General features: G+C 72.2%; 16 protein-coding genes. 8 read left to right on the top strand and 8 right to left on the bottom strand.

Features of this window, described 5'->3' with window-relative positions; translation table 11 throughout:
- Window positions 1-4: 4 nt before the first annotated feature.
- The 4 genes from ilvN (at window position 5) to ACGF3I_RS30105 (ending at window position 4,161) form a co-directional block, all read left to right on the top strand.
- On the top strand, window positions 5-532 hold the full coding sequence (ilvN, locus tag ACGF3I_RS30120) for an acetolactate synthase small subunit (RefSeq protein WP_100577584.1): 528 nt from the start codon (window positions 5-7) through the stop codon (window positions 530-532).
- 107 nt (window positions 533-639) lie between these two features.
- A complete protein-coding gene (gene ilvC, locus ACGF3I_RS30115) occupies window positions 640-1,641 on the top strand; it encodes a ketol-acid reductoisomerase (protein ID WP_100577585.1) in 1,002 nt (333 codons plus the stop codon).
- 249 nt (window positions 1,642-1,890) lie between these two features.
- Window positions 1,891-3,483 carry a phosphoglycerate dehydrogenase gene (gene serA, locus ACGF3I_RS30110; RefSeq protein WP_393137500.1) on the top strand — a complete coding sequence of 531 codons (1,593 nt, stop codon included), beginning with the start codon at window positions 1,891-1,893 and terminating at the stop codon, window positions 3,481-3,483.
- Between the two features lie 93 nt (window positions 3,484-3,576).
- Window positions 3,577-4,161 (top strand): TetR/AcrR family transcriptional regulator, encoded by a 585-nt coding sequence (locus ACGF3I_RS30105; RefSeq protein WP_393137498.1) that lies wholly within the window; start codon window positions 3,577-3,579, stop codon window positions 4,159-4,161.
- 22 nt (window positions 4,162-4,183) lie between these two features.
- Here the strand turns inward: ACGF3I_RS30105 and ACGF3I_RS30100 are convergent, their stop codons facing one another.
- Window positions 4,184-5,320, bottom strand: coding sequence for a PucR family transcriptional regulator (locus ACGF3I_RS30100; protein ID WP_393137561.1), 1,137 nt, complete (start codon window positions 5,318-5,320; stop codon window positions 4,184-4,186).
- 212 nt (window positions 5,321-5,532) lie between these two features.
- On the opposite strand from ACGF3I_RS30100, the gene ACGF3I_RS30095 reads away from it, so the two are divergent.
- Complete coding sequence (locus ACGF3I_RS30095) at window positions 5,533-6,459, top strand: proline dehydrogenase family protein (RefSeq protein ID WP_393137496.1); 927 nt, start codon at window positions 5,533-5,535, stop codon at window positions 6,457-6,459.
- 94 nt (window positions 6,460-6,553) lie between these two features.
- Window positions 6,554-8,185, top strand: coding sequence for an L-glutamate gamma-semialdehyde dehydrogenase (gene pruA, locus ACGF3I_RS30090; RefSeq protein WP_393137494.1), 1,632 nt, complete (start codon window positions 6,554-6,556; stop codon window positions 8,183-8,185).
- Window positions 8,186-8,269: 84 nt separating this feature from the next.
- Here the strand turns inward: pruA and ACGF3I_RS30085 are convergent, their stop codons facing one another.
- The 6 genes from ACGF3I_RS30085 to ACGF3I_RS30060 all read right to left on the bottom strand — a co-directional run bounded on the left by ACGF3I_RS30085 (window position 8,270) and on the right by ACGF3I_RS30060 (window position 15,115).
- The gene (locus ACGF3I_RS30085) at window positions 8,270-8,974 is read right to left on the bottom strand and encodes a nitroreductase family protein (protein WP_393137493.1); all 705 of its coding nucleotides are present in this window, start codon (window positions 8,972-8,974) and stop codon (window positions 8,270-8,272) included.
- 193 nt (window positions 8,975-9,167) lie between these two features.
- Window positions 9,168-10,388 (bottom strand): lysophospholipid acyltransferase family protein, encoded by a 1,221-nt coding sequence (locus tag ACGF3I_RS30080; RefSeq protein WP_393137491.1) that lies wholly within the window; start codon window positions 10,386-10,388, stop codon window positions 9,168-9,170.
- Window positions 10,385-11,227, bottom strand: a complete 843-nt coding sequence (locus tag ACGF3I_RS30075) for a phosphatidate cytidylyltransferase (protein ID WP_393137489.1) — start codon at window positions 11,225-11,227, stop codon at window positions 10,385-10,387. The genes ACGF3I_RS30080 and ACGF3I_RS30075 overlap by 4 nt, the downstream gene beginning before the upstream one ends.
- Window positions 11,224-11,802 carry a CDP-alcohol phosphatidyltransferase family protein gene (locus tag ACGF3I_RS30070; protein ID WP_393137487.1) on the bottom strand — a complete coding sequence of 193 codons (579 nt, stop codon included), beginning with the start codon at window positions 11,800-11,802 and terminating at the stop codon, window positions 11,224-11,226. Before ACGF3I_RS30070 ends, ACGF3I_RS30075 begins: the two co-directional genes overlap by 4 nt.
- 98 nt (window positions 11,803-11,900) lie before the next feature.
- Window positions 11,901-13,964 carry a phosphocholine-specific phospholipase C gene (locus ACGF3I_RS30065; protein ID WP_393137485.1) on the bottom strand — a complete coding sequence of 688 codons (2,064 nt, stop codon included), beginning with the start codon at window positions 13,962-13,964 and terminating at the stop codon, window positions 11,901-11,903.
- Between the two features lie 215 nt (window positions 13,965-14,179).
- Window positions 14,180-15,115 carry a LysR family transcriptional regulator gene (locus ACGF3I_RS30060; protein ID WP_393137483.1) on the bottom strand — a complete coding sequence of 312 codons (936 nt, stop codon included), beginning with the start codon at window positions 15,113-15,115 and terminating at the stop codon, window positions 14,180-14,182.
- A 93-nt stretch (window positions 15,116-15,208) separates the two neighbouring features.
- On the opposite strand from ACGF3I_RS30060, the gene ACGF3I_RS30055 reads away from it, so the two are divergent.
- Window positions 15,209-16,648: an MFS transporter gene (locus tag ACGF3I_RS30055; protein WP_393137481.1), complete on the top strand. Its 1,440-nt coding sequence runs from the start codon at window positions 15,209-15,211 to the stop codon at window positions 16,646-16,648.
- 193 nt (window positions 16,649-16,841) lie between these two features.
- A complete protein-coding gene (locus tag ACGF3I_RS30050) occupies window positions 16,842-16,970 on the top strand; it encodes a hypothetical protein (protein ID WP_267056578.1) in 129 nt (42 codons plus the stop codon).
- Window positions 16,971-16,986: 16 nt separating this feature from the next.
- On the opposite strand, the gene ACGF3I_RS30045 is transcribed toward ACGF3I_RS30050, so the two are convergent.
- Window positions 16,987-18,561 (bottom strand): purple acid phosphatase family protein, encoded by a 1,575-nt coding sequence (locus tag ACGF3I_RS30045; protein ID WP_393137480.1) that lies wholly within the window; start codon window positions 18,559-18,561, stop codon window positions 16,987-16,989.
- Window positions 18,562-18,699 lie beyond the last annotated feature (138 nt).

Genomic DNA, 18,699 nt, shown 5'->3' with positions numbered 1-18,699 from the left:
GCTCATGTCCACCAAGCACACGCTCTCGGTCCTGGTCGAGAACACCCCCGGCATCCTGGCCCGGATCGCCGCCCTGTTCTCCCGCCGCGGCTTCAACATCGACTCGCTCGCGGTCGGTGTCACCGAACACCCCGACATCTCCCGCATCACCATCGTGGTCAGTGTCGAGGACCTGCCCCTCGAGCAGGTGACCAAGCAGCTCAACAAGCTGGTCAACGTCCTGAAGATCGTCGAACTCGAGCCCAGCGCCGCGATCCAGCGCGAGCTCGTCCTGGTGAAGGTGCGTGCCGACAACGAAACGCGCTCCCAGATCGTCGAGATCGTCCAGCTGTTCCGCGCCAAGACCGTGGACGTCTCGCCCGAGGCCGTGACGATCGAGGCCACCGGCGGCGCCGACAAGCTGGAGGCGATGCTGAAGATGCTGGAGCAGTTCGGCATCAAGGAGCTCGTCCAGTCCGGCACGATCGCCATAGGGCGTGGCGCCCGGTCCATCACGGACCGCTCGCTGCGCGCCCTGGACCGCAGCGCCTGAGCCCGCCGGCAGGGGCCTGACCCGCCCGTATCGCGAGACTCACCCGTTCCTTACTCATTCCCACCGATACGGTGGGCGCACCACCAGCACACCAAGGAGATATCCCAGTGGCCGAGCTGTTCTACGACGACGATGCCGACCTGTCCATCATCCAGGGCCGCAAGGTCGCGGTGATCGGGTACGGCAGTCAGGGCCACGCCCACGCGCTGTCGCTCCGTGACTCGGGTGTCGACGTCCGCGTCGGTCTGCACGAGGGCTCCAAGTCCAAGGCGAAGGCCGAGGAGCAGGGCCTGCGCGTGGTGACGCCGTCCGAGGCCGCCGCCGAGGCCGACGTCATCATGATCCTGGTCCCGGACCCGATCCAGGCCCAGGTCTACGAGGAGTCCATCAAGGACAACCTGAAGGACGGCGACGCGCTGTTCTTCGGCCACGGCCTCAACATCCGCTTCGGCTTCATCAAGCCCCCGGCCAATGTGACCGTCGCGATGGTCGCGCCCAAGGGCCCCGGTCACCTGGTGCGCCGCCAGTACGAAGAGGGCCGCGGCGTGCCGTGCATCGTGGCCGTCGAGCAGGACCCGCAGGGCAACGGCCTGGCGCTGGCGCTCTCGTACGCCAAGGGCATCGGCGGCACCCGCGCGGGCGTCATCAAGACGACCTTCACCGAGGAGACCGAGACCGACCTGTTCGGCGAGCAGGCCGTGCTCTGCGGCGGCACCGCCGCGCTGGTCAAGGCCGGCTTCGAGACGCTGACCGAGGCGGGCTACCAGCCGGAGATCGCGTACTTCGAGTGCCTGCACGAGCTGAAGCTCATCGTGGACCTCATGTACGAGGGCGGCCTGGAGAAGATGCGCTGGTCGATCTCCGAGACCGCCGAGTGGGGCGACTACGTCACCGGCCCGCGGATCATCACCGCCGACACCAAGGCCGAGATGAAGAAGGTCCTCGCCGAGATCCAGGACGGCACCTTCGCCAAGAACTGGATGGACGAGTACCACGGCGGTCTGAAGAAGTACAACGAGTACAAGACCCAGGACTCCGAGCACCTCCTGGAGACCACCGGCAAGGAGCTGCGCAAGCTCATGAGCTGGGTGCAGAACGACGAGGCGTAAGCCGTACGTCAGCGGGGTCGGGCACGGTGGCCGTGTCCGACCCCGCTGGTTGCGCACGACCCTGGACACCACGTCCAACCCCCATCGGGTGATCCTGCCTTCGCGGCGGAGACCCGGCGGGGGAGCGGCACTACACTGCTCAGCAACACCTACGCGTCAGGCCCACAGCGTCGTGCGTCTACCACGCGGCTACTCCACCGCCTGCGGCCGTCGGGACGGCCGTCCGCAAAGGATTCAGTGAGGACCCACGTGAGCTCGAAACCTGTCGTACTCATCGCTGAAGAGCTGTCGCCCGCCACCGTCGACGCCCTCGGGCCGGACTTCGAGATCCGGCACTGCAACGGCGCCGACCGCGCGGAACTGCTGCCCGCCATCGCCGGCGTCGACGCGATCCTGATCCGCTCGGCCACCAAGGTCGACGCGGAGGCCATCGCGGCCGCCAAGAAGCTGAAGGTCGTCGCCCGCGCCGGCGTCGGTCTCGACAACGTCGACGTCTCCGCCGCCACCAAGGCCGGCGTGATGGTCGTGAACGCCCCGACCTCCAACATCGTCACCGCCGCCGAGCTCGCCTGCGGCCTCCTCGTCGCCACCGCGCGCAACATTCCGCAGGCCAACACCGCGCTCAAGAACGGCGAGTGGAAGCGGAACAAGTACACCGGCGTCGAGCTGAGCGAGAAGACCCTCGGCGTCGTCGGCCTCGGCCGCATCGGCGTCCTGGTCGCGCAGCGCATGTCCGCCTTCGGCATGAAGATCGTCGCGTACGACCCCTATGTGCAGCCCGCCCGCGCCGCGCAGATGGGCGTCAAGCTCCTCTCCCTGGACGAGCTGCTCGAAGTCTCCGACTTCATCACCGTGCACCTGCCCAAGACCCCCGAGACGCTCGGCCTGATCGGCGACGAGGCGCTGCACAAGGTGCAGCCGCACGTGCGGATCGTGAACGCGGCGCGCGGCGGCATCGTGGACGAGGCCGCGCTGTACTCCGCCCTCAAGGAGGGCCGGGTCGCCGGCGCCGGTCTCGACGTGTACGCGAAGGAGCCCTGCACGGACTCCCCGCTCTTCGAGCTCGACCAGGTCGTGTGCACCCCGCACCTCGGCGCGTCCACCGACGAGGCCCAGGAGAAGGCGGGCATCGCCGTCGCCAAGTCCGTACGCCTCGCCCTCGCGGGCGAGTTGGTGCCGGACGCGGTCAACGTGCAGGGCGGTGTGATCGCCGAGGACGTCAAGCCGGGCCTGCCGCTCGCCGAGCGCCTCGGCCGCATCTTCACCGCGCTGGCCGGCGAGGTCGCGGTCCGTCTCGACGTCGAGGTGTACGGCGAGATCACCCAGCACGACGTCAAGGTGCTCGAACTCAGCGCGCTCAAGGGCGTGTTCGAGGACGTCGTGGACGAGACGGTGTCCTATGTGAACGCCCCGCTGTTCGCGCAGGAGCGCGGCGTCGAGGTCCGGCTGACCACGTCGAGCGAGTCGCCCAACCACCGCAACGTGGTGACGGTGCGCGGCACCCTCTCGGACGGCGAGGAGGTGTCGGTCTCGGGCACCCTGGCCGGCCCCAAGCACCTCCAGAAGGTCGTCGCGATCGGCGAGTTCGACGTGGACCTGGCGCTCGCGGACCACATGATCGTGCTGCGCTACGAGGACCGCCCGGGCATCGTGGGCACCGTCGGCCGGGTCCTCGGCGAGGCCGGGCTCAACATCGCCGGGATGCAGGTCGCCCGTGCGGAGGAGGGCGGCGAGGCGCTCGCCGTGCTCACCGTGGACGACACCATTCCGCAGAACGTGCTCGCCGAGGTCGCCGCCGAGATCGGCGCCAACTCGGCCCGCTCGGTGAACCTGACCGACTGATCCACCCCGCTCCGGCGGCTCCCGTACCCGGCCCGCGGATGTCCCTAGACGCTTGTCTTAGACGGATGTCTGTATGCCGGGTACGCTGCTGTCATGGGACACCGTGAGGATCTTCTCGAAGGCGCCAAGCGCTGCCTGCTGGACAAGGGGTTCGTGCGCACCACGTCCCGCGACATCGTCAAGGAGTCGGGCACCAACCTCGCCTCCATCGGCTACCACTACGGGTCGAAGGACGGGCTCCTCGCGGAGGCGTACATCTCGCTGGTCGAGGGCGTCTCCGACGACTTCGACGCCACACCCGCGTCGACCGAGACGGCCGCGGGCTCGCTCGAACGCTTCCAGGAAGTCTGGACGAACGTCATCGCCACCATGGCGCAGCCGGGCTCGCTCTGGCGGCTCAGCATGGAGATCGTCGTCATGGGCGATCAGGTCCCGGGCGTGCGCGACCACTTGGCGCAGGCGCAGCGCGAGGGCGCGCGCGGCATCATCCCGATGCTCATGGGGGGCGAGGAGTCCGAGGTCGAGGAGGAGACCGTCGACACCCTCGGAAAGTTCTACATGACGCTGATGATGGGGCTCATCGCCCAGTGGACCTTCGACCCGGCGACGGCCACCCGCGCCGAGGAGCTGACCGAGGGGCTGCGCCAGGTGATGGCCGCCGCGCGCGGCGCATCCTGACGTCCGTACCGTCGCCGGGGCGCTAGAGCCGCGCCGCCTTGAGGGCCATGTGCAGCAGGAGGCGGTCCTCGCCCCGGTCCAGGTCGAGGCCGCTGAGGTGCTCCACCCGCGAGAGCCGGTAGTAGAGCGTCTGGCGGTGGATGCCGAGTGCCGCCGCCGCCCGTCCGGCCTGGCCCGCGCAGTCGAGGAACACCTCGGCGGTGCGGGCCAGTTCGGTGTGCGCGGGCCTCAACAGCGCCTGTACGGAGGGGTCTTGAGAACCCGCGGGCAGTGCGGCCAGCATCCGGTACGGCCCGATGTCCGACCACTGGGCGACCGGACCGAGCCGGGGCTCGGCAAGTGCCGCCCGTACGGCGGAGGTTGCCTCGTGGTGGGCACCGGCGAGCTCGCCCAGACCGCGCCGGGCCACCGCCACCCCGGCCGCCGCCCCGCCCCCGGCGTCCCCGCGCAGCCGCTCCGCCGCGGTCCGTGCCGGGGCGAGCGCGTCGGCCGAGCGCAGCCGCACCAGCGCCGCCAGACAGAGCCCGCCGCCCGCCCACGGCACCGTGCACACCGCCGCGGCCCCCGGCACCGCACGCACCGAGGGCGCGTCCTCGGTGGGCCACGGCGCCACGCAGACCAGCGCGTGCAGGCCCTGGGCGTCCGGGCCGAGCGCGGCTTCCAGGGCGGTGGTCGCCGTGTCGCGCGGGCCCCCGGGCCCGGCGGTCAGGACCGCGCGGAAGGCACGGGAGAGGTCGGCGCCGGCCTCCGCCTCGTCGGCGAGCAGCACCCCGATCCGGGCCGCGACCTCCATCGCGGCCGCCAGGCGGTCCTCGGCGGGGCCCGGCTCGGCGTCGAGCAGCCAGACGTAGCCGAGGGCGACGCCGCGGTGGCGGACCGGCAGACAGATCCGGCCGCGGAAGACCCCCGCGTCGGGCGCGGCGGGAATGCGGACCGGTCCGGTGGCGCGGGTGATGCCGAAGCCCTCGAACCAGGCGCGGACGGCGGGCGTCGACTTGCGGGTGAGGATCGAGCGGGTGCGCACCGGGTCCATGGCCAGGTCGTCGTCGGAGTCGTGCGCGCCGAAGGCGATCAGGCCGAAATCCCGGTTCTCCAGCGTCGCGGGGGCGCCGAGCAGCGCCGAGATCTCATCGACCAGGTCCTGGTAGTCGCCCTTCACGAGAGCCATTCTCGCTCATGCCCGGGGCCGCTTCAGACATCTGTATGAGATCTGGGCCACGGATGCGTGACAGCTGTCGATGGCAGAGGGTCGGGGAGATCCATAGGTTTCACGGTGGTTCTCCGTGCCGTCACCGGTTCGCCCCAAGGACGTCAACCGTCCCGAAGTCGCTGGTCACGGTCCTCATCCCGTTCTTTCCGTGGAGGTGCCCCGTGCTGGGTCCCGTGATCCTCGCCGCGTCGCGCAGCGACAGGATGCGCAAGCTTGTTTCCGCCGCTCCGGTGACCAAGCCCGTGGTGAATCGCTTCATCCCCGGCGAGACCGTCGACCAGGTCGTCCCGATCGTCGAGGAGACCGTCGGCAAGGGCCTCGAACTCACCCTCGACGTGGTGGGCGAGGACATCACCACCCCCGAGCAGGCCGCCCACGCCCGCGACGCCTACCTGGCCCTCATCGAGCGCCTCAAGGACCTCGGTCACGGCACCAAGGCCGAGATGTCGGTGAAGCTGTCCATGTTCGGGCAGTCCCTCGAAGGCGGCCACGAGCTGGCCCTCGCCAATGTGCGCCCGGTCGTCGAGGCCGCCGCCGCGATCGGCACCACCGTCACCCTGGACGCCGAGGACCACACCACCCTCGACTCGATGTTCGCCATCCACGACGAGCTGCGGAAGGACTTCCCGCAGACCGGCTGTGTCATCCAGGCCTACCTCTTCCGCACCGAGGCCGACGCCCGCCGCCTGGCCGCCGCGGGCAGCCGGGTGCGCATCGTGAAGGGCGCCTACAAGGAGCCCGCCGAGGTCGCCTACCAGGACAAGCGCGAGATCGACAAGGCGTACGTCCGCGTCCTGCGCATCCTGATGGAGGGCGAGGGGTACCCGATGATCGGGTCCCACGACCCGCGCCTGATCGCCATCGGGCAGGAGCTCGCCCGGCGCGCCGGGCGCAAGCTGGACGAGTACGAGTTCCAGATGCTCTACGGGATCCGGAGCGAGGAGCACCTGCGGCTGGCCGCCGAGGGACACCGGATGCGCGTCTACACGGCGTACGGCACCGACTGGTACGGCTACTTCATGCGGCGCCTCGCGGAGAAGCCGGCCAACCTGCTGTTCTTCGTCCGCTCGATGATCACCAAGAACTAGTCGACCGGACCGGCCGCCGAGCCACCGTTCCCCTCGGAACACTCCTCACGCCCCACGTCTCACGCCCCACGCCACACGAAGGAGTCAAGGAATCATGGACGCTGTGACCCAGGTCCCCGCCCCGGTCAACGAGCCGGTGCACGGCTACGCCCCTGGTTCCCCGGAGCGCGCCCGTCTGGAAGCCAAGCTCAAGGAACTGGCGGAGAACCCCGTCGACCTGCCGATGACCATCAACGGTGAGAAGCGGATGGGCGGCGGCGAGCGCTTCGACGTCGTGCAGCCGCACAACCACCGCGCCGTCATCGGCACCTACGCGAACGCCACCGAGCAGGACGCCCAGGACGCGATCGACGCCGCGCTCGCCGCCGCCCCGGCCTGGCGCGCGATGTCCTTCGACGACCGCGCCGCGATCATCCTGCGCGCCGCCGAGCTGCTCTCCGGCCCCTGGCGCGAGACGCTGGCCGCCTCCACCATGCTCGGCCAGTCCAAGACCGCCCAGCAGGCCGAGATCGACACCCCGTGCGAGCTCGTCGACTTCTGGCGCTTCAACGTCCACTACGCCCGCAACCTGCTCGCCGAGCAGCCCCCGGCGAACTCCCCGGGCGTGTGGAACCGGATGGACCACCGTCCGCTCGAAGGCTTCGTCTACGCGATCACGCCGTTCAACTTCACGGCCATCGCGGGCAACCTGCCCACCGCTCCGGCCCTGATGGGCAACGTCGTGGTGTGGAAGCCGTCCCCGACGCAGACCCACGCCGCCGTGCTGCTCATGCAGCTCCTGGAGGAGGCGGGCCTGCCCAAGGGCGTCATCAACCTCGTCACCGGTGACGGCCTCGCCGTCTCCGAGGTCGCCCTGAACCACCGCGACCTGGCGGGCATCCACTTCACGGGTTCGACCAAGACCTTCCAGCACCTGTGGAAGACCGTCGGCACGAACATCGAGAAGTACCGCACCTACCCGCGCCTGGTCGGCGAGACCGGCGGCAAGGACTTCGTCGTCGCGCACCCCAGCGCCGACCGCGCCGTCCTCAAGACCGCCCTGACCCGCGGCTCCTTCGAGTACCAGGGCCAGAAGTGCTCCGCCTCCTCGCGCGCCTACGTCCCGGCCTCGATCTGGAACGACGGCTTCAAGGAGGAGTTCGCGGCCGAGGTCGACGGCATCTCCATGGGTGACGTCACCGACCTGTCGAACTTCATCGGCGCCGTCATCGACGAGCGCTCGTTCGCCAAGAACAAGGCCGCCATCGACCGCGCCAAGGCCGACGCCTCCTGCACGATCGTCGCCGGCGGCAGCTACGACGACTCGGTGGGCTACTTCGTGCGCCCGACCGTCATCGAGTGCACGGACCCGGAGAACGAGGTCTTCACGACCGAGTACTTCGGCCCGATCCTCGCCGTCCACGTCTACGACGACGCGAAGTACGACGCGATGCTGGAGCAGATGGAGTCGGCCTCCGACTACGCCCTGACCGGCGCCGTCATCTCCAACGACCGTGCGGCGGCGGCCCACACGATGGAGAAGCTCCGCTACGCGGCGGGCAACTTCTACATCAACGACAAGTCGACCGGCGCCGTCGTCGGCCAGCAGCCCTTCGGCGGCGGCCGTGCCTCCGGCACCAACGACAAGGCCGGCGCCCCGCAGAACCTGATGCGCTGGACGCTGACCCGCGCCATCAAGGAGACCCTGGTCCCGCCGACCGACTACTCCTACCCGCACATGGGCTGACCGCAGCCGCCCCCAGTCCCCGCCCCCGTCCTTGGTCCCCCAACCGAGGACGGGGGCGGTTTCCATGCCCGGCCCGGGCGCGGCTCAGACTTCGACGAGCACCTGGTCGAGCGCCTTGCGGACCAGGTCGGGGACCTCGCAGTCCTCGGCCGGGTAGCCGACCGGGACGACGGCGAAGGCCTTCTCGTTCGCGGGCCGCTCCAGGACCTCGGACAGGAAGCGCATCGGGCTCGGTGTGTGCACGAGGGCCGCGAGGCCGCACTGGTGCAGGGCGGAGAGCAGCAGGCCCACCGCAATGCCGACCGACTCGTCCACGTAGTAGTGCTTGTGCTTGGTGCCGTCCTCGGCCAGCCAGTAGCGCTGCTGGAAGACGACGATCAGCGCCGGGGCGTCGGTGAGATGGGTCTTGACCGCGTCCGTGCCGATCGGGCGCAGCGCCGCGAGCCACTCCTCGCCGAGCCGCCCGTCGTAGGAGATCCGCTCCTCCTCCTCGGCCGCCTCGCGGATCCTGCGCCGTACGTCGGCGTCCTTGACCAGGACGAACGTCCAGGGCTGCTGATGGGCGCCGGAGGGGGCGGTCGCGGCGCAGGCGATGGCGTCGCGGACGGCCTGCTCGGGGATCGGGTCGGTGGAGAAGCTGCGCACGGTGCGGCGCTCGTCCATGCGCGCGCGCAACTGGGCGGCGCGCGCCAGGGTTTCGGTGCTCGCCATGCGCTGCGGCCGGTAGGGGACGGGCCGGTAGGGCTCGCCGTGGACGGGGGTCCAGTGCTGCTCAGTGGGTGTGGGCATGCGCAGAGTGTCGCGGCCGGGCTGGTCCGGTCCAAGTCCCTTGGCGCACAAGTGACTTGAATGCGCGGGGAATCGGCGCGCGGGGAAGTGGCAGGGGGTGGGCCGTTGCGGCCCCGGGTCTCGTCGCGGGGAGCGCGTCGGCGCTGCGGGGGGCGGTGGCAGGTGCGGCGGGCGGGTGCGCCGGACGCGGGCGTCAGGCCCAGGACGCCACGATCACGCCGAGCCCCCCGGCGAAGCCGCCCGCGAGCAGCCCGGCGTACACCCCGTACCAACGCCGCCAGCGGCGGGCGAGCAGCGCGGCGCCGCCGAACGCCACGCCCACCGTCAGGGTGCGCGAGCCGCGTGACAGGGCGGCCGAGCCCAGCCAGGGGCCCGTGGCGACGCCGGCCCGGCCGGCCTGCGCCGCGTACACCTTGAACGGGATGCCGTTCCACGGCTGGTGGCGGACGGCCGCGGCGCCCTCGGCCGACAGCTCGTGGCGGACCTCCGTCCTCATCCGCTCCGTGGTCAGCGGCGCGGGTACATGCACGCCGGACGCGGCCAGCTGGAGGGCCAGGACGCTGCCCACCAGGCTGCCCGCGAGGGCGGTGAGGGAGAGCGGGACGGCCCGGCGCGGAGCCGCCGCACACAGCGCGGCCAGCAGGAGTTCCGGCATCAGGGGCCAGCTCAGGGCCTCCGCGAAGGCCCAGGCGAAGGCGAGCGCGAGTCCCCGGCGCGAGCCGGCGAGGCGCGCGGCCCGGCGGCGCAGCGGGGAATCGCGCAGAGCCTCGGCGTTGGTGCGGGCGTGCAGGGCCGCGACCGCCTCGCGCGCCTGCTCCGGGGTGACCGACGGCGGCAGCGGCGCCCCGATGCGCACCCGGATCAGGGCCGAGCGGAACCGGCCGTGCTTGGGCAGCAACCGGTCGGTGCCCGCGATGCCGACCGGCACCACCGGCACGCCCGCGTGCTCGGCGAGGACGAGCGCGCCCCGGTGGAAGGAGCCCACCGTGCCGTCGCCGCCCCGGGTGCCCTCGGGGAACAGGACCACGGCCCGGCCGGCGCGCAGTCCTTCCGCCATGGCGAGCAGGTCGTCCATGCCGCCGCCCGAGCGGCGCACCGGGAAGCCGGACGCCAGCCGGCTGCAGATCCGGCGCCGCCACGGCGAGGCGAACCAGTAGTCGGCCGCGGCTCCGATCGCGGGGGTGTGCCGGGCGTCGAGGGCTGCGAGCAGGGCGGCGGTGTCGGCGTGCGAGGAGTGGTTGGCGACCACCACGCAGCCGCCGCGCGGCAGCCGGCCGCGGCGTTCCACACCGCCGGTCAGGGTGAGGGTGCTCCACCACAGGGCGCGCCGGGCGAGGGCGGCGAGCCGCGGCCGGGTGCGGGTCCTGGTCCGTGTCCGGTGCACCGGGGTCGGGGCCGGGGCCGGGGTCGTCATCGGGTCACCACCGTCGTGAGCAGCAGGGCCGGCAGGAGGGAGTCGACGCGGTCGAGCAGACCGCCGAAGCCCGGCAGCCAGCTGCCCGCGTCCTTCACCCCGGCCTCCCGCTTCACCAGGGATTCGAGCAGGTCGCCCAGGACGCAGCCGACCGTCACCGCCGCCCAGAGCAGTGGGCAAAAGGCCCCAACGGCCAACAGGGCGAGGGCGGTTGCGGCCCCCGCGCCGAGCACGCCGGCCCAGGTCTTGTTCGGGGAGAGCGGCGAGAGCGGACGGGACAGCGCCCCCCGCCGGCCCAGGGACGTGCCCGCGCACCACGCGCCCACATCGCCGAGCGCCACCGCCACGCCCACCGCCGCGGCCGTCTGCCCGAGCGTGACCAGACCCGTCAGCGGGACCGCGATCCACAGCAGGGCGAAGACGGTGCGCGCCGCCTGGGTGAACCCGGTCGCGGCGTTGCCGCCGAGCAGGGCGGGCAGCGCTGCCGCGAGCAGGAGCAGCCCCGCGGTGCGCAGGTCGAGGAGTGCGGGCGCCGTCAGGGCGAGGGCCGGGAGCGCGATGGCCGCCGCGCACAGCACCGCGTGCTCGGCCCGGCCGAGGCCCGCCATCCGCGCGTACTCCGTCATCGCGACGACGCCGAGCGCCGCGGCCAGCGCGCACGCACCGCCGCTGCCGACGAAGAGCGCGCCCAGATACAGCGGCCCGGCGAGGGCCCAGGTCCGCCAGCGTCTGCGGACCTCGGCCCGCAGCCGGATCCGGGCCGGCAGCGCCGCCACCGCGAGCCCGCTCACCGCGAGCACCCCGGCGCCGACCAGGGCCGTACGGCCGTAGGTGCTCATGCGCCGAGCTCCCGCCACAGCCGGGCGCAGCGGAACACCGCCGTGAGCGCCGAGCCCACCGCGACGACCAGCAGCACCGGCGTCACCAGGCCCGAGGCGGCCGCCGCCACCACCACGAGCAGGCAGCGCTCGGTCTTGCCGAGCGGGCCGCCGTTGAGCCGCGGAGCGCCGGCCGCCGCACCGGCGAGGGCGACCCACGACGGCAGCGTCGCGGCCAGCGCGGCCGTCGCCACCAGCCACAGCGGGGCCAGCGGCAGGAATCCGGCCAGCATCGCCAAGTCGGCCGCACGGTCGCCCAGTTCGTTCAGGAGGGCGCCGCGCCGTGTGGTGCGTCCGGCGTCGCGGGCCAGCGCGCCGTCGAGGTTCGCGCAGGCGAGCCGGGCCGCGAGGAGCACCGCGACCGGCAGGGCGGCGAGCGGTGCGGGCAGCAGGGCGAGCGCCGCGGCGGCGCCCCCCGCGGACACCACGCCCGCCGCGGTCAGGGTGTCGGGCGACACCCCGCGCCGGGCGAGCGCCCCGCGGACGCCCGAGAGGCGGTCCGCGTACCAGGGCTTGAGTGCGTAGAGGCCGTTCATGGCCTCCACTGTCCTTGCGGGGGCCGGCCGCCACATGAGTGCTCGTACTCAGAAGCGGCGCGGGAGCGCTGCCGCCGGGGTGAGTGCCCCGGGGGTGGTCAGCCGGTGACCGAGGGGGCGCCGGTCTCGATGTGCCCGGCGTAGCGGCGCGACCAGGTGGTGTCGCAGTCCGCCGTGATCGTGAAGTCGTACCAGCCGTCCTGGTAGGCCACCGCGTTGAAGAAGTCCTCCGTGGCGGAGCCCGCCGGGACGGTGTACGTCCAGGTGCCGCTGCGGTACTGGTTCGAGGTGATGGTGAACTTCACCGACGCGGCGGAGGTGTTGGTCATCCTGAACCAGACGGCCATCCTGCCGGTACCGGACTCGACGGCGTAGCGCGCCGCCACCTCGACGGACTTGCCCGCCTTGGTGGCATCGCCCACGAAACGGCGGTGGAAGCGGTTCGGGCCGGTCATGGTGAAGTCGTACCTGCCCGCGCCCGCGGCCGTCCCGATCTGGAAGAAGTCGGTGGCGGTGCCGCCCGCGTCGATCGTGTACTGCCACGGCGTGGTGTCGCGGTAGGCGTTGGGGTGGATCGACAGGTGGGCGGCGCTGGTGGCGGGGGCGCCCTGGTTGGCCATGCCGAACCAGGCCAGGATCTGCCCGGCGGCCTTGAACTCGAAGCGGTCGAGGTTGCCGTTGGGCTGGTAGGGCAGCGCGCGGGCGGGCCGGGTGCCGGACTCCTGGGCGGGCAGCGCGTTCGTCTGCGGCGCCGGGTTGGGCAGCGGTCCGCAGGTCGCGATGCCGATCACCTTGGTGGCGGGGAGGCCGGAGGGCATGCCGTAGACGGGGGAGGCGAAGTCGAAGACGCCCGTCAGGTCGCCCGTCACCCTGCGGCGCCAGGCGCTGATGTTCGGGCAGGCGGCCGGGGTGCCGAGGGCGGTCGTCCACCTCTCCAGGAAGCGCAGCACCGAGGTGTGGTCGAAGACCTCGGAGGAGACCCAACCGCCGCGCGTCCAGGGCGACATCACGATCATCGGCACCCGGAAGCCGAGTCCGTACGGGATGCCGTTCAGGAACTCGCCCGCCGTGCCGGCCGGTGGCGACGGCGGGGGCACGTGGTCGAAGAAGCCGTCGTTCTCGTCGTAGTTGAGGAGCAGGACCGTCGAGTCGAAGACCTCGGGGTTCGCGGCGAGCGCCCGGTACACCAGGTCGACGAAGTGCGCGCCGTCGCCGGGCGGGGCGTAGGGGTGCTCGGAGAAGGCCTGGTTGGCCACCACCCAGGACACCTGGGGGAGCGTTCCGTTCAGCGCGTCGGCCCGGATGGCGGCGGCGATGTCGTCGGGGGTCGAGCCCGTGACGGCGGGCACCGAGCCCATGCCGCGGTCGTGCAGCGGGTCGCCCGGTCTGGCGGCGGCGAACTTCGCGAAGTACGCGAGCCCGTTGTCGCCGTAGTTGTCGTTGGCGTTCTGGTAGACCTTCCAGCTCACCCCGGCCCGCTGGAGCGCCTCGGCGTAGGTCTCCCAGGTCAGGCCCGACTCGTCGCCGCCGTCGTTGCTGGTGGCGTCGACCCGGCCGCTCCACAGGAACGTGCGGTTGGGGCCGGTGGCGCTGAGCGTGGAGCTGAAGTAGGCGTCGCAGATGGTGTAGTTGTCGGCCAGCGCGTAGTGGAACGGGATGTCGTCGCGGTCCAGGTACCCGAGCGTGCGGACATTGCCGACGCCCGCGACCCAGCTGTCCATCCGGCCCCTGTTCCAGGCCGCGTGCTGCGAGGTCCAGCTGTGCGGCAGGTCGCCGTCGCACTGGGCGAGGGTCTCGCCGTCGGCGCCGCCCGAGGCCGGGGTCGAGCTGAGCTTCCAGGGGTACTGGCGTCCGAGGCCGCTGGGCTGGTTGAAGACGGACTTCCCGCCGGAGAGCAGGATGCCGCTCCTGTCGCCGAAGCCGCGGACCCCCTTGAGGCGGCCGAAGTAGTGGTCGAAGCTGCGGTTCTCCTGCATGAGGACCACCACGTGCCGGACGTCCTTGAGGGTGCCGGTCGCCGAGGCGGCCGCCGCGCTGGTGGCCGCCGTGCCCGTACCCGTGCCCCGCTGTCCTGCGGCCCCCGCCGCCCCTGCGGGCAGTACCGCACTCGCGGCCGCCCCCGCGCCGAGTGCCACGAAACCCCTACGACTGATCGGTGTCATCGGTCCGCCTCTTCGGTCGCATGTGCCCCGGTGGCACATCGAGCGCAAGAGTGGCGCCGCCCAATGGTCTGGGGCCAGACCTCTACAGAGATGGATTTCTTAACAGTCGGTCAACGGCAGGGGTTCTTAAGGTTGGTTGGGGCCTTCGGGGCGATTCGTGCCCGCCGAGATCCCTGTTTGTCAGCGGCTCTCGGTGCGCCGGGCGATGTCCCGCTTCACGCCGTACCACCCGAACAGCCCGCCCGCCGCGGCGCCGCCCAGGAGGCAACGATCTCCGCGAGGGCGCCGCGCAGCCACCGGTGGGCCGGGTCGGCGTCGAGGCGGATGTGCCAGGCCTGGACGTAGGGGGTGGCCGGCAGGGTGAGCGGGATGTCCAGGACCGCGAGCGGCATCGCGCGGGCGGCCTCGTGTGCGAACTCCCGCGGCACCAGGGCGAGGACGTCCGAGCGCAGGGCGAAGACGCACGCGGCGGTGTAGGTCGGGGCGGTCGCCAACACGTCGCGGGACAGGCCCAGTTCGGCCAGTTGCTCGTCGACCACGCTGAACACCCGGCCGCGCCGTGTGACGGTGACGTGGGGGAGCGCGGCGAACCGTTCGGGAGTGAGCCGCTCGGCGGCGTGGGGCCCGTCGGCGCGCACCACCGCGGCGTAGTGGTACGCGCCGAGCGGCTCGGTGCGCACGTCGTGCGGCAGTCGGCCCATCTGCCCGATGTCGAGGTCGACGCGGTCGCGCAGGTCCGCCGGGTTCTCGTCGCCCTCGGGCAGCATCCGAAGGCGCACCCCGGGTGCCTCCCGCATCACCCGCTCGGTCAGCGCCGGGCCGAAGATGACGGCCGCCGCGTCGTTGGAGCGGAGCCTGAACTCCCGCTCCAGGGCGCCGAGTTCGAGCTTTTGCGGCGGTCGGAGCGCGGCGAGGGCGCCGGCCAGGGCGGCCTCCACGCGCGGCTGGAGCTCGCGGGCGCGCGGTGTCAGGACGAGGCCGCGCCCGCAGGGCACGAGCAGTTCGTCGCCGACCACCCGGCGCAGCCGCCCGAGCGTCCGGCTCATCGCGGACGCCGAGACGCGCATCTCGGCGGCGGCCCCCGCCACGCTCCCGGCCCGCAACAGGGCGTCGAGCGCGGGCAAGAGGTTCATGTCGGGCAGTGGTCGCATGGGCCCAGTATGGATGAATGCTGCATGCGGTGCAGCCCTCGGTTGATGAGGCGGACCTTGTGTGCAGCAGTGGCCGCGGCCAGGCTGGGACGCATGCTCGACACCCGACAGCGCGCCACCGCCCTGCTCGTCGCCGGCTGCTTCTTCATGGAGATGCTCGACGGCACCATCGTGGCCACCGCCGCCCCGCAGATGGCGGCCTCCCTGCACACCACGCCCGCATCGGTCGGCCTGGTGATCACCGTCTATCTGACGACCCTCGCCGTGCTCATACCGCTCAGCGGCTGGCTCACCGCCCGCTTCGGCGCCCGGCGGGTCTTCCTCACCGCGATCGTCCTGTTCACCCTCGCGTCGGCGGCCTGCGCGGCGAGCGACAGCCTCGGACCGCTCGTCGCGATGCGGGCCCTGCAAGGGGCGGGCGGCGCCCTGATGGTGCCGGTCGGACGGCTCCTCGTACTGGCCGGGGCCGCCAGGACCGACCTGCCGAGGATCATGGCGTACATCGTGTGGCCGGGGCTCATGGCACCCGTCGTCGCCCCGCTGCTCGGCGGCCTGCTCGCCACGTACGCCGGCTGGCACTGGCTGTTCCTCGTCAACCTGCCGCTCGGCGCCGTCGCCCTGGTCGCCGCGCGCCGCCTCGTCGTGGCCGGGCCCACCGCGTCCCCGCCGCCGCTCGACGTGCCCGGTGTGCTGCTCAGCTGCACCGGCCTCGGCGCCCTGACCTGGGCGGCCCACCTGGTCGCCGACACCGCGGGCGGCTGGGGGCCGGCCGCTGCCGTCGCCGCGCTCGCCGTCCTCACGCTCGGCGCCGCGACCCGTCATCTGCTGCGCACCGCACACCCGTTGGTGAATCTGCGCACCCTGGACGTGGCGTCGTTCCGGGCCACCGTCACCGGCGGCTCGCTCTTCTGGATCGTCGTCGGTGCCGTGCCCTTCCTGCTGCCCCTGCTGTTCCAGGAGGTCTTCGGCTGGAGCGCGGTGAAGTCCGGCGCCGTGGTGCTCTTCGTCTTCCTCGGCAACATCGGCATCAAGCCCGCCACCACCGGGCTGCTCAACCGCTTCGGATTCCGTCCGCTGCTGCTCGTCGCCACCGTGGGCCTCGCCCTCGCGGTGGCGGGCTGCGCGCTGCTCACCGCGGACACCCCCATCGCCGTGACGGCCGTCCTGGTCATGGCCGGCGGCGCGGCCCGCTCGCTCGGCCTCACCTGCTTCTCGACCATCGCGTTCAGCGAGATGCCGGCCGAGCGGCTGCGCGACGCCAACGCCCTGTCGGCGACGGCGAGCCAGCTCGCGGCCGGGCTCGGGGTGGCGGTCGCCACGGTGGCCCTGCGCCTGGGCGGCGCCCTCGCTCCCGGTGCGGCCGGCCCCTACCGGGTGGCGTTCTGCCTGCTCGGAGCGGTCTGCCTGGCCACCACGGCCGGTGTGCTGCGGCTGAGCCGGGGCGCCGGGGACGCGGTACGGAGCGGGCGCGCGCAGCCCGCCGCGACAGCCGCGCCGGGCGTGGCCGTCTCAGATAGTAGGAAGTCCGAGTAATTGTAGAGACAGACTCCAGGGCAGCGCTTAGCTTTGTAGGAGCCGAACGTCTCGCTGATCCAGCGAAGGGCGGTCGTGAGCGCAGTGCCCCTTGGCAGGCAACCCCTGCGGCCGCGCTCCCCGCCCCTTCCGGCACCTCACTGCATCCGCCGGGGCCTGCCCCCGGACCTCCCAGCAGAGGAGTCGAATCCCCATGGTCAAGCAGCCCGCCCGCCGAGTCCGTCACTCTTCGCGCAGCAGCGAGTCCGACCGCAAGAACGCCGCCGCCGCCCTCCAGCGTGCGCTGGACCGCAGGGACAACGGCGGCGCCACCGGGCACTGAGCCCGGCCGCGTCCGGCTACCGCCCGCGCCGGATCTCGAAGTGGTCGATGCGCTCGCCCGTCTCGGCGAGCGCGCTGACCTTCATGCGCGGGCGGTGCCCCGCCTCGACCTCCACCGCGAGGAACGAGTAGTTGGTGTAGCGGACCCGGGACCACTCCACGGTCTCGGTGACCTTCGCACCGCCCTTGGCCCAGTGGAAGGTGTCCACGCTGTCGCGGTCCGCGACACGGCCCTCGTAGGAGTCGGGCACCGGGAAGCTGTACAGCGAGCGGCCCGCCGCGCCGGCCGTGACGTACACGATGCCGTCGCGCGTCGGGTCGGTGCGCTCGCCGATCGCCACCCGGCGGCCGACCTTGTTGCCCTTGATGGCGTCGGTCCGCTCGTACACGTGGTTGTGGCCGTTGATCACCAGGTCCACCTGGTGCTTCTCGAACAGCGGCACCCACGCGTCGCGCACGCCCCCCTCCGAGGCGTGCGAGCTCGTGGTGGAGAAGGCGCAGTGGTGGAAGAAGACCACGATGAAGTCCACCGAGCGGTCGGCGCGCAGCTCTTCGAGCCGCTTGTCCAGCCACGCCGTCTGCCTGCCGCCGCTGATGCCGAAGTTGGCGGGGATCTCGTACGAGACGTCGTTGGCGTCCAGCGCTACCACGCCCACGTTGCCGTGGACGAACGAGTAGACACCGGGCTGGTTCACCGGATCCGGGCCGTTGGCCGGCAGCGACCAGCGGGCGTTCTGGCCGCCGTAGCCCTGCGGCGAGTACCAGGCCTCCATGTCGTGGTTGCCGGTGGTCACCATCCACGGCACGGTCTTGGCCACCGACTCGGTCTGCGCCAGGAACTGGTCCCAGGTGCGTGCGTCGTACTGGTCCGATGACCGGCCCGAGCCCGACGGGTCGGCGTAGCAGATGTCGCCGGCGTGCAGGTGGAAGGCCGGGTTCTGGCCGAGGATCACCTGGTCGTTGCCCAGTGCGTGGTAGCTGACGCCCTGATCGCCGAAGGCCGTGAAGGTGAAGTTCTCGGCATGCGCCGGAGCGGTGGTGAAGGTGCCGAGCGTGCCCAGGTTGCGGCGGTCGGCCGGGTCGAAGCCGTCGTGGCCGACCCCGTAGTAGTACGTCTGGCCGGGCCGCAGCCGGTCGAGGCCCGCGTGCACGTAGAACTGCTCGGCCGCCGCGATCTTGCCGCCGTTCAGGGCGGGCGTCGTCAGGTGGCGGACCTCGGCGTCGATCTTCCGGCTCAGCGACCAGGGGCTCGTACCGATGCGGATGTACGGCCTCTTCACCGCGAATGGGACCTGCCAGGAGACCCGCATCTGGGTCTTGGGGTCGCCCCCGTACGCGAGGTGGCGGCCGAACGGCGCGGCCAGCGAACCGTCCACGCCGTGGCGCGCGGCGGAGGTCAGGGCGGTGGGGGCCGCGTAGGCGGGCGAGGCCGCGCCCGCGGTGGCCAGGCCGGCCCCGGCGACGGCGGCCGTGGCGGCGGTGGTGCGCAGCACGCCGCGGCGGCTGAGCCGGCTGCGCAGGTACTCGTGCTGCTCGGCCATGCTCATGCGCCCGGCGAGCTGATCGGGGATGCCGAATCGGGGGATGTCCATGGCCGAAAACGTCCTCCGCCCAGGCGACGCGCTTCCCGCCGGAGGGTGAACGCCAGGCGTACAGCTGCCTACACGCTGTGCCCCGGTGCTTCGCCGCGCCGCGCGGGCCGTCCGCGCCTGTCCACACTGTGGACATCG

The organism is Streptomyces sp. NPDC048111, assembly GCF_043202815.1.
Lineage (GTDB): Bacteria > Actinomycetota > Actinomycetes > Streptomycetales > Streptomycetaceae > Streptomyces.
This window is presented reverse-complemented; position numbering and strand designations above follow the sequence as displayed.

Coding starts and splice junctions, on each gene's coding strand:
- ACGF3I_RS30105 (WP_393137498.1), top strand. CDS start 3,577: ATGGGACACCGTGAGGATCTTCTCGAAGGCGCCAAGCGCTGCCTGCTG.
- ACGF3I_RS30050 (WP_267056578.1), top strand. CDS start 16,842: ATGGTCAAGCAGCCCGCCCGCCGAGTCCGTCACTCTTCGCGCAGCAGC.
- ACGF3I_RS30055 (WP_393137481.1), top strand. CDS start 15,209: ATGCTCGACACCCGACAGCGCGCCACCGCCCTGCTCGTCGCCGGCTGC.
- ACGF3I_RS30045 (WP_393137480.1), bottom strand. CDS start 18,561: ATGGACATCCCCCGATTCGGCATCCCCGATCAGCTCGCCGGGCGCATG.
- ACGF3I_RS30065 (WP_393137485.1), bottom strand. CDS start 13,964: ATGACACCGATCAGTCGTAGGGGTTTCGTGGCACTCGGCGCGGGGGCG.
- ACGF3I_RS30080 (WP_393137491.1), bottom strand. CDS start 10,388: ATGACGACCCCGGCCCCGGCCCCGACCCCGGTGCACCGGACACGGACC.
- ACGF3I_RS30070 (WP_393137487.1), bottom strand. CDS start 11,802: ATGAACGGCCTCTACGCACTCAAGCCCTGGTACGCGGACCGCCTCTCG.
- ilvN (WP_100577584.1), top strand. CDS start 5: ATGTCCACCAAGCACACGCTCTCGGTCCTGGTCGAGAACACCCCCGGC.
- pruA (WP_393137494.1), top strand. CDS start 6,554: ATGGACGCTGTGACCCAGGTCCCCGCCCCGGTCAACGAGCCGGTGCAC.
- ACGF3I_RS30060 (WP_393137483.1), bottom strand. CDS start 15,115: ATGCGACCACTGCCCGACATGAACCTCTTGCCCGCGCTCGACGCCCTG.
- ACGF3I_RS30075 (WP_393137489.1), bottom strand. CDS start 11,227: ATGAGCACCTACGGCCGTACGGCCCTGGTCGGCGCCGGGGTGCTCGCG.
- ACGF3I_RS30085 (WP_393137493.1), bottom strand. CDS start 8,974: ATGCCCACACCCACTGAGCAGCACTGGACCCCCGTCCACGGCGAGCCC.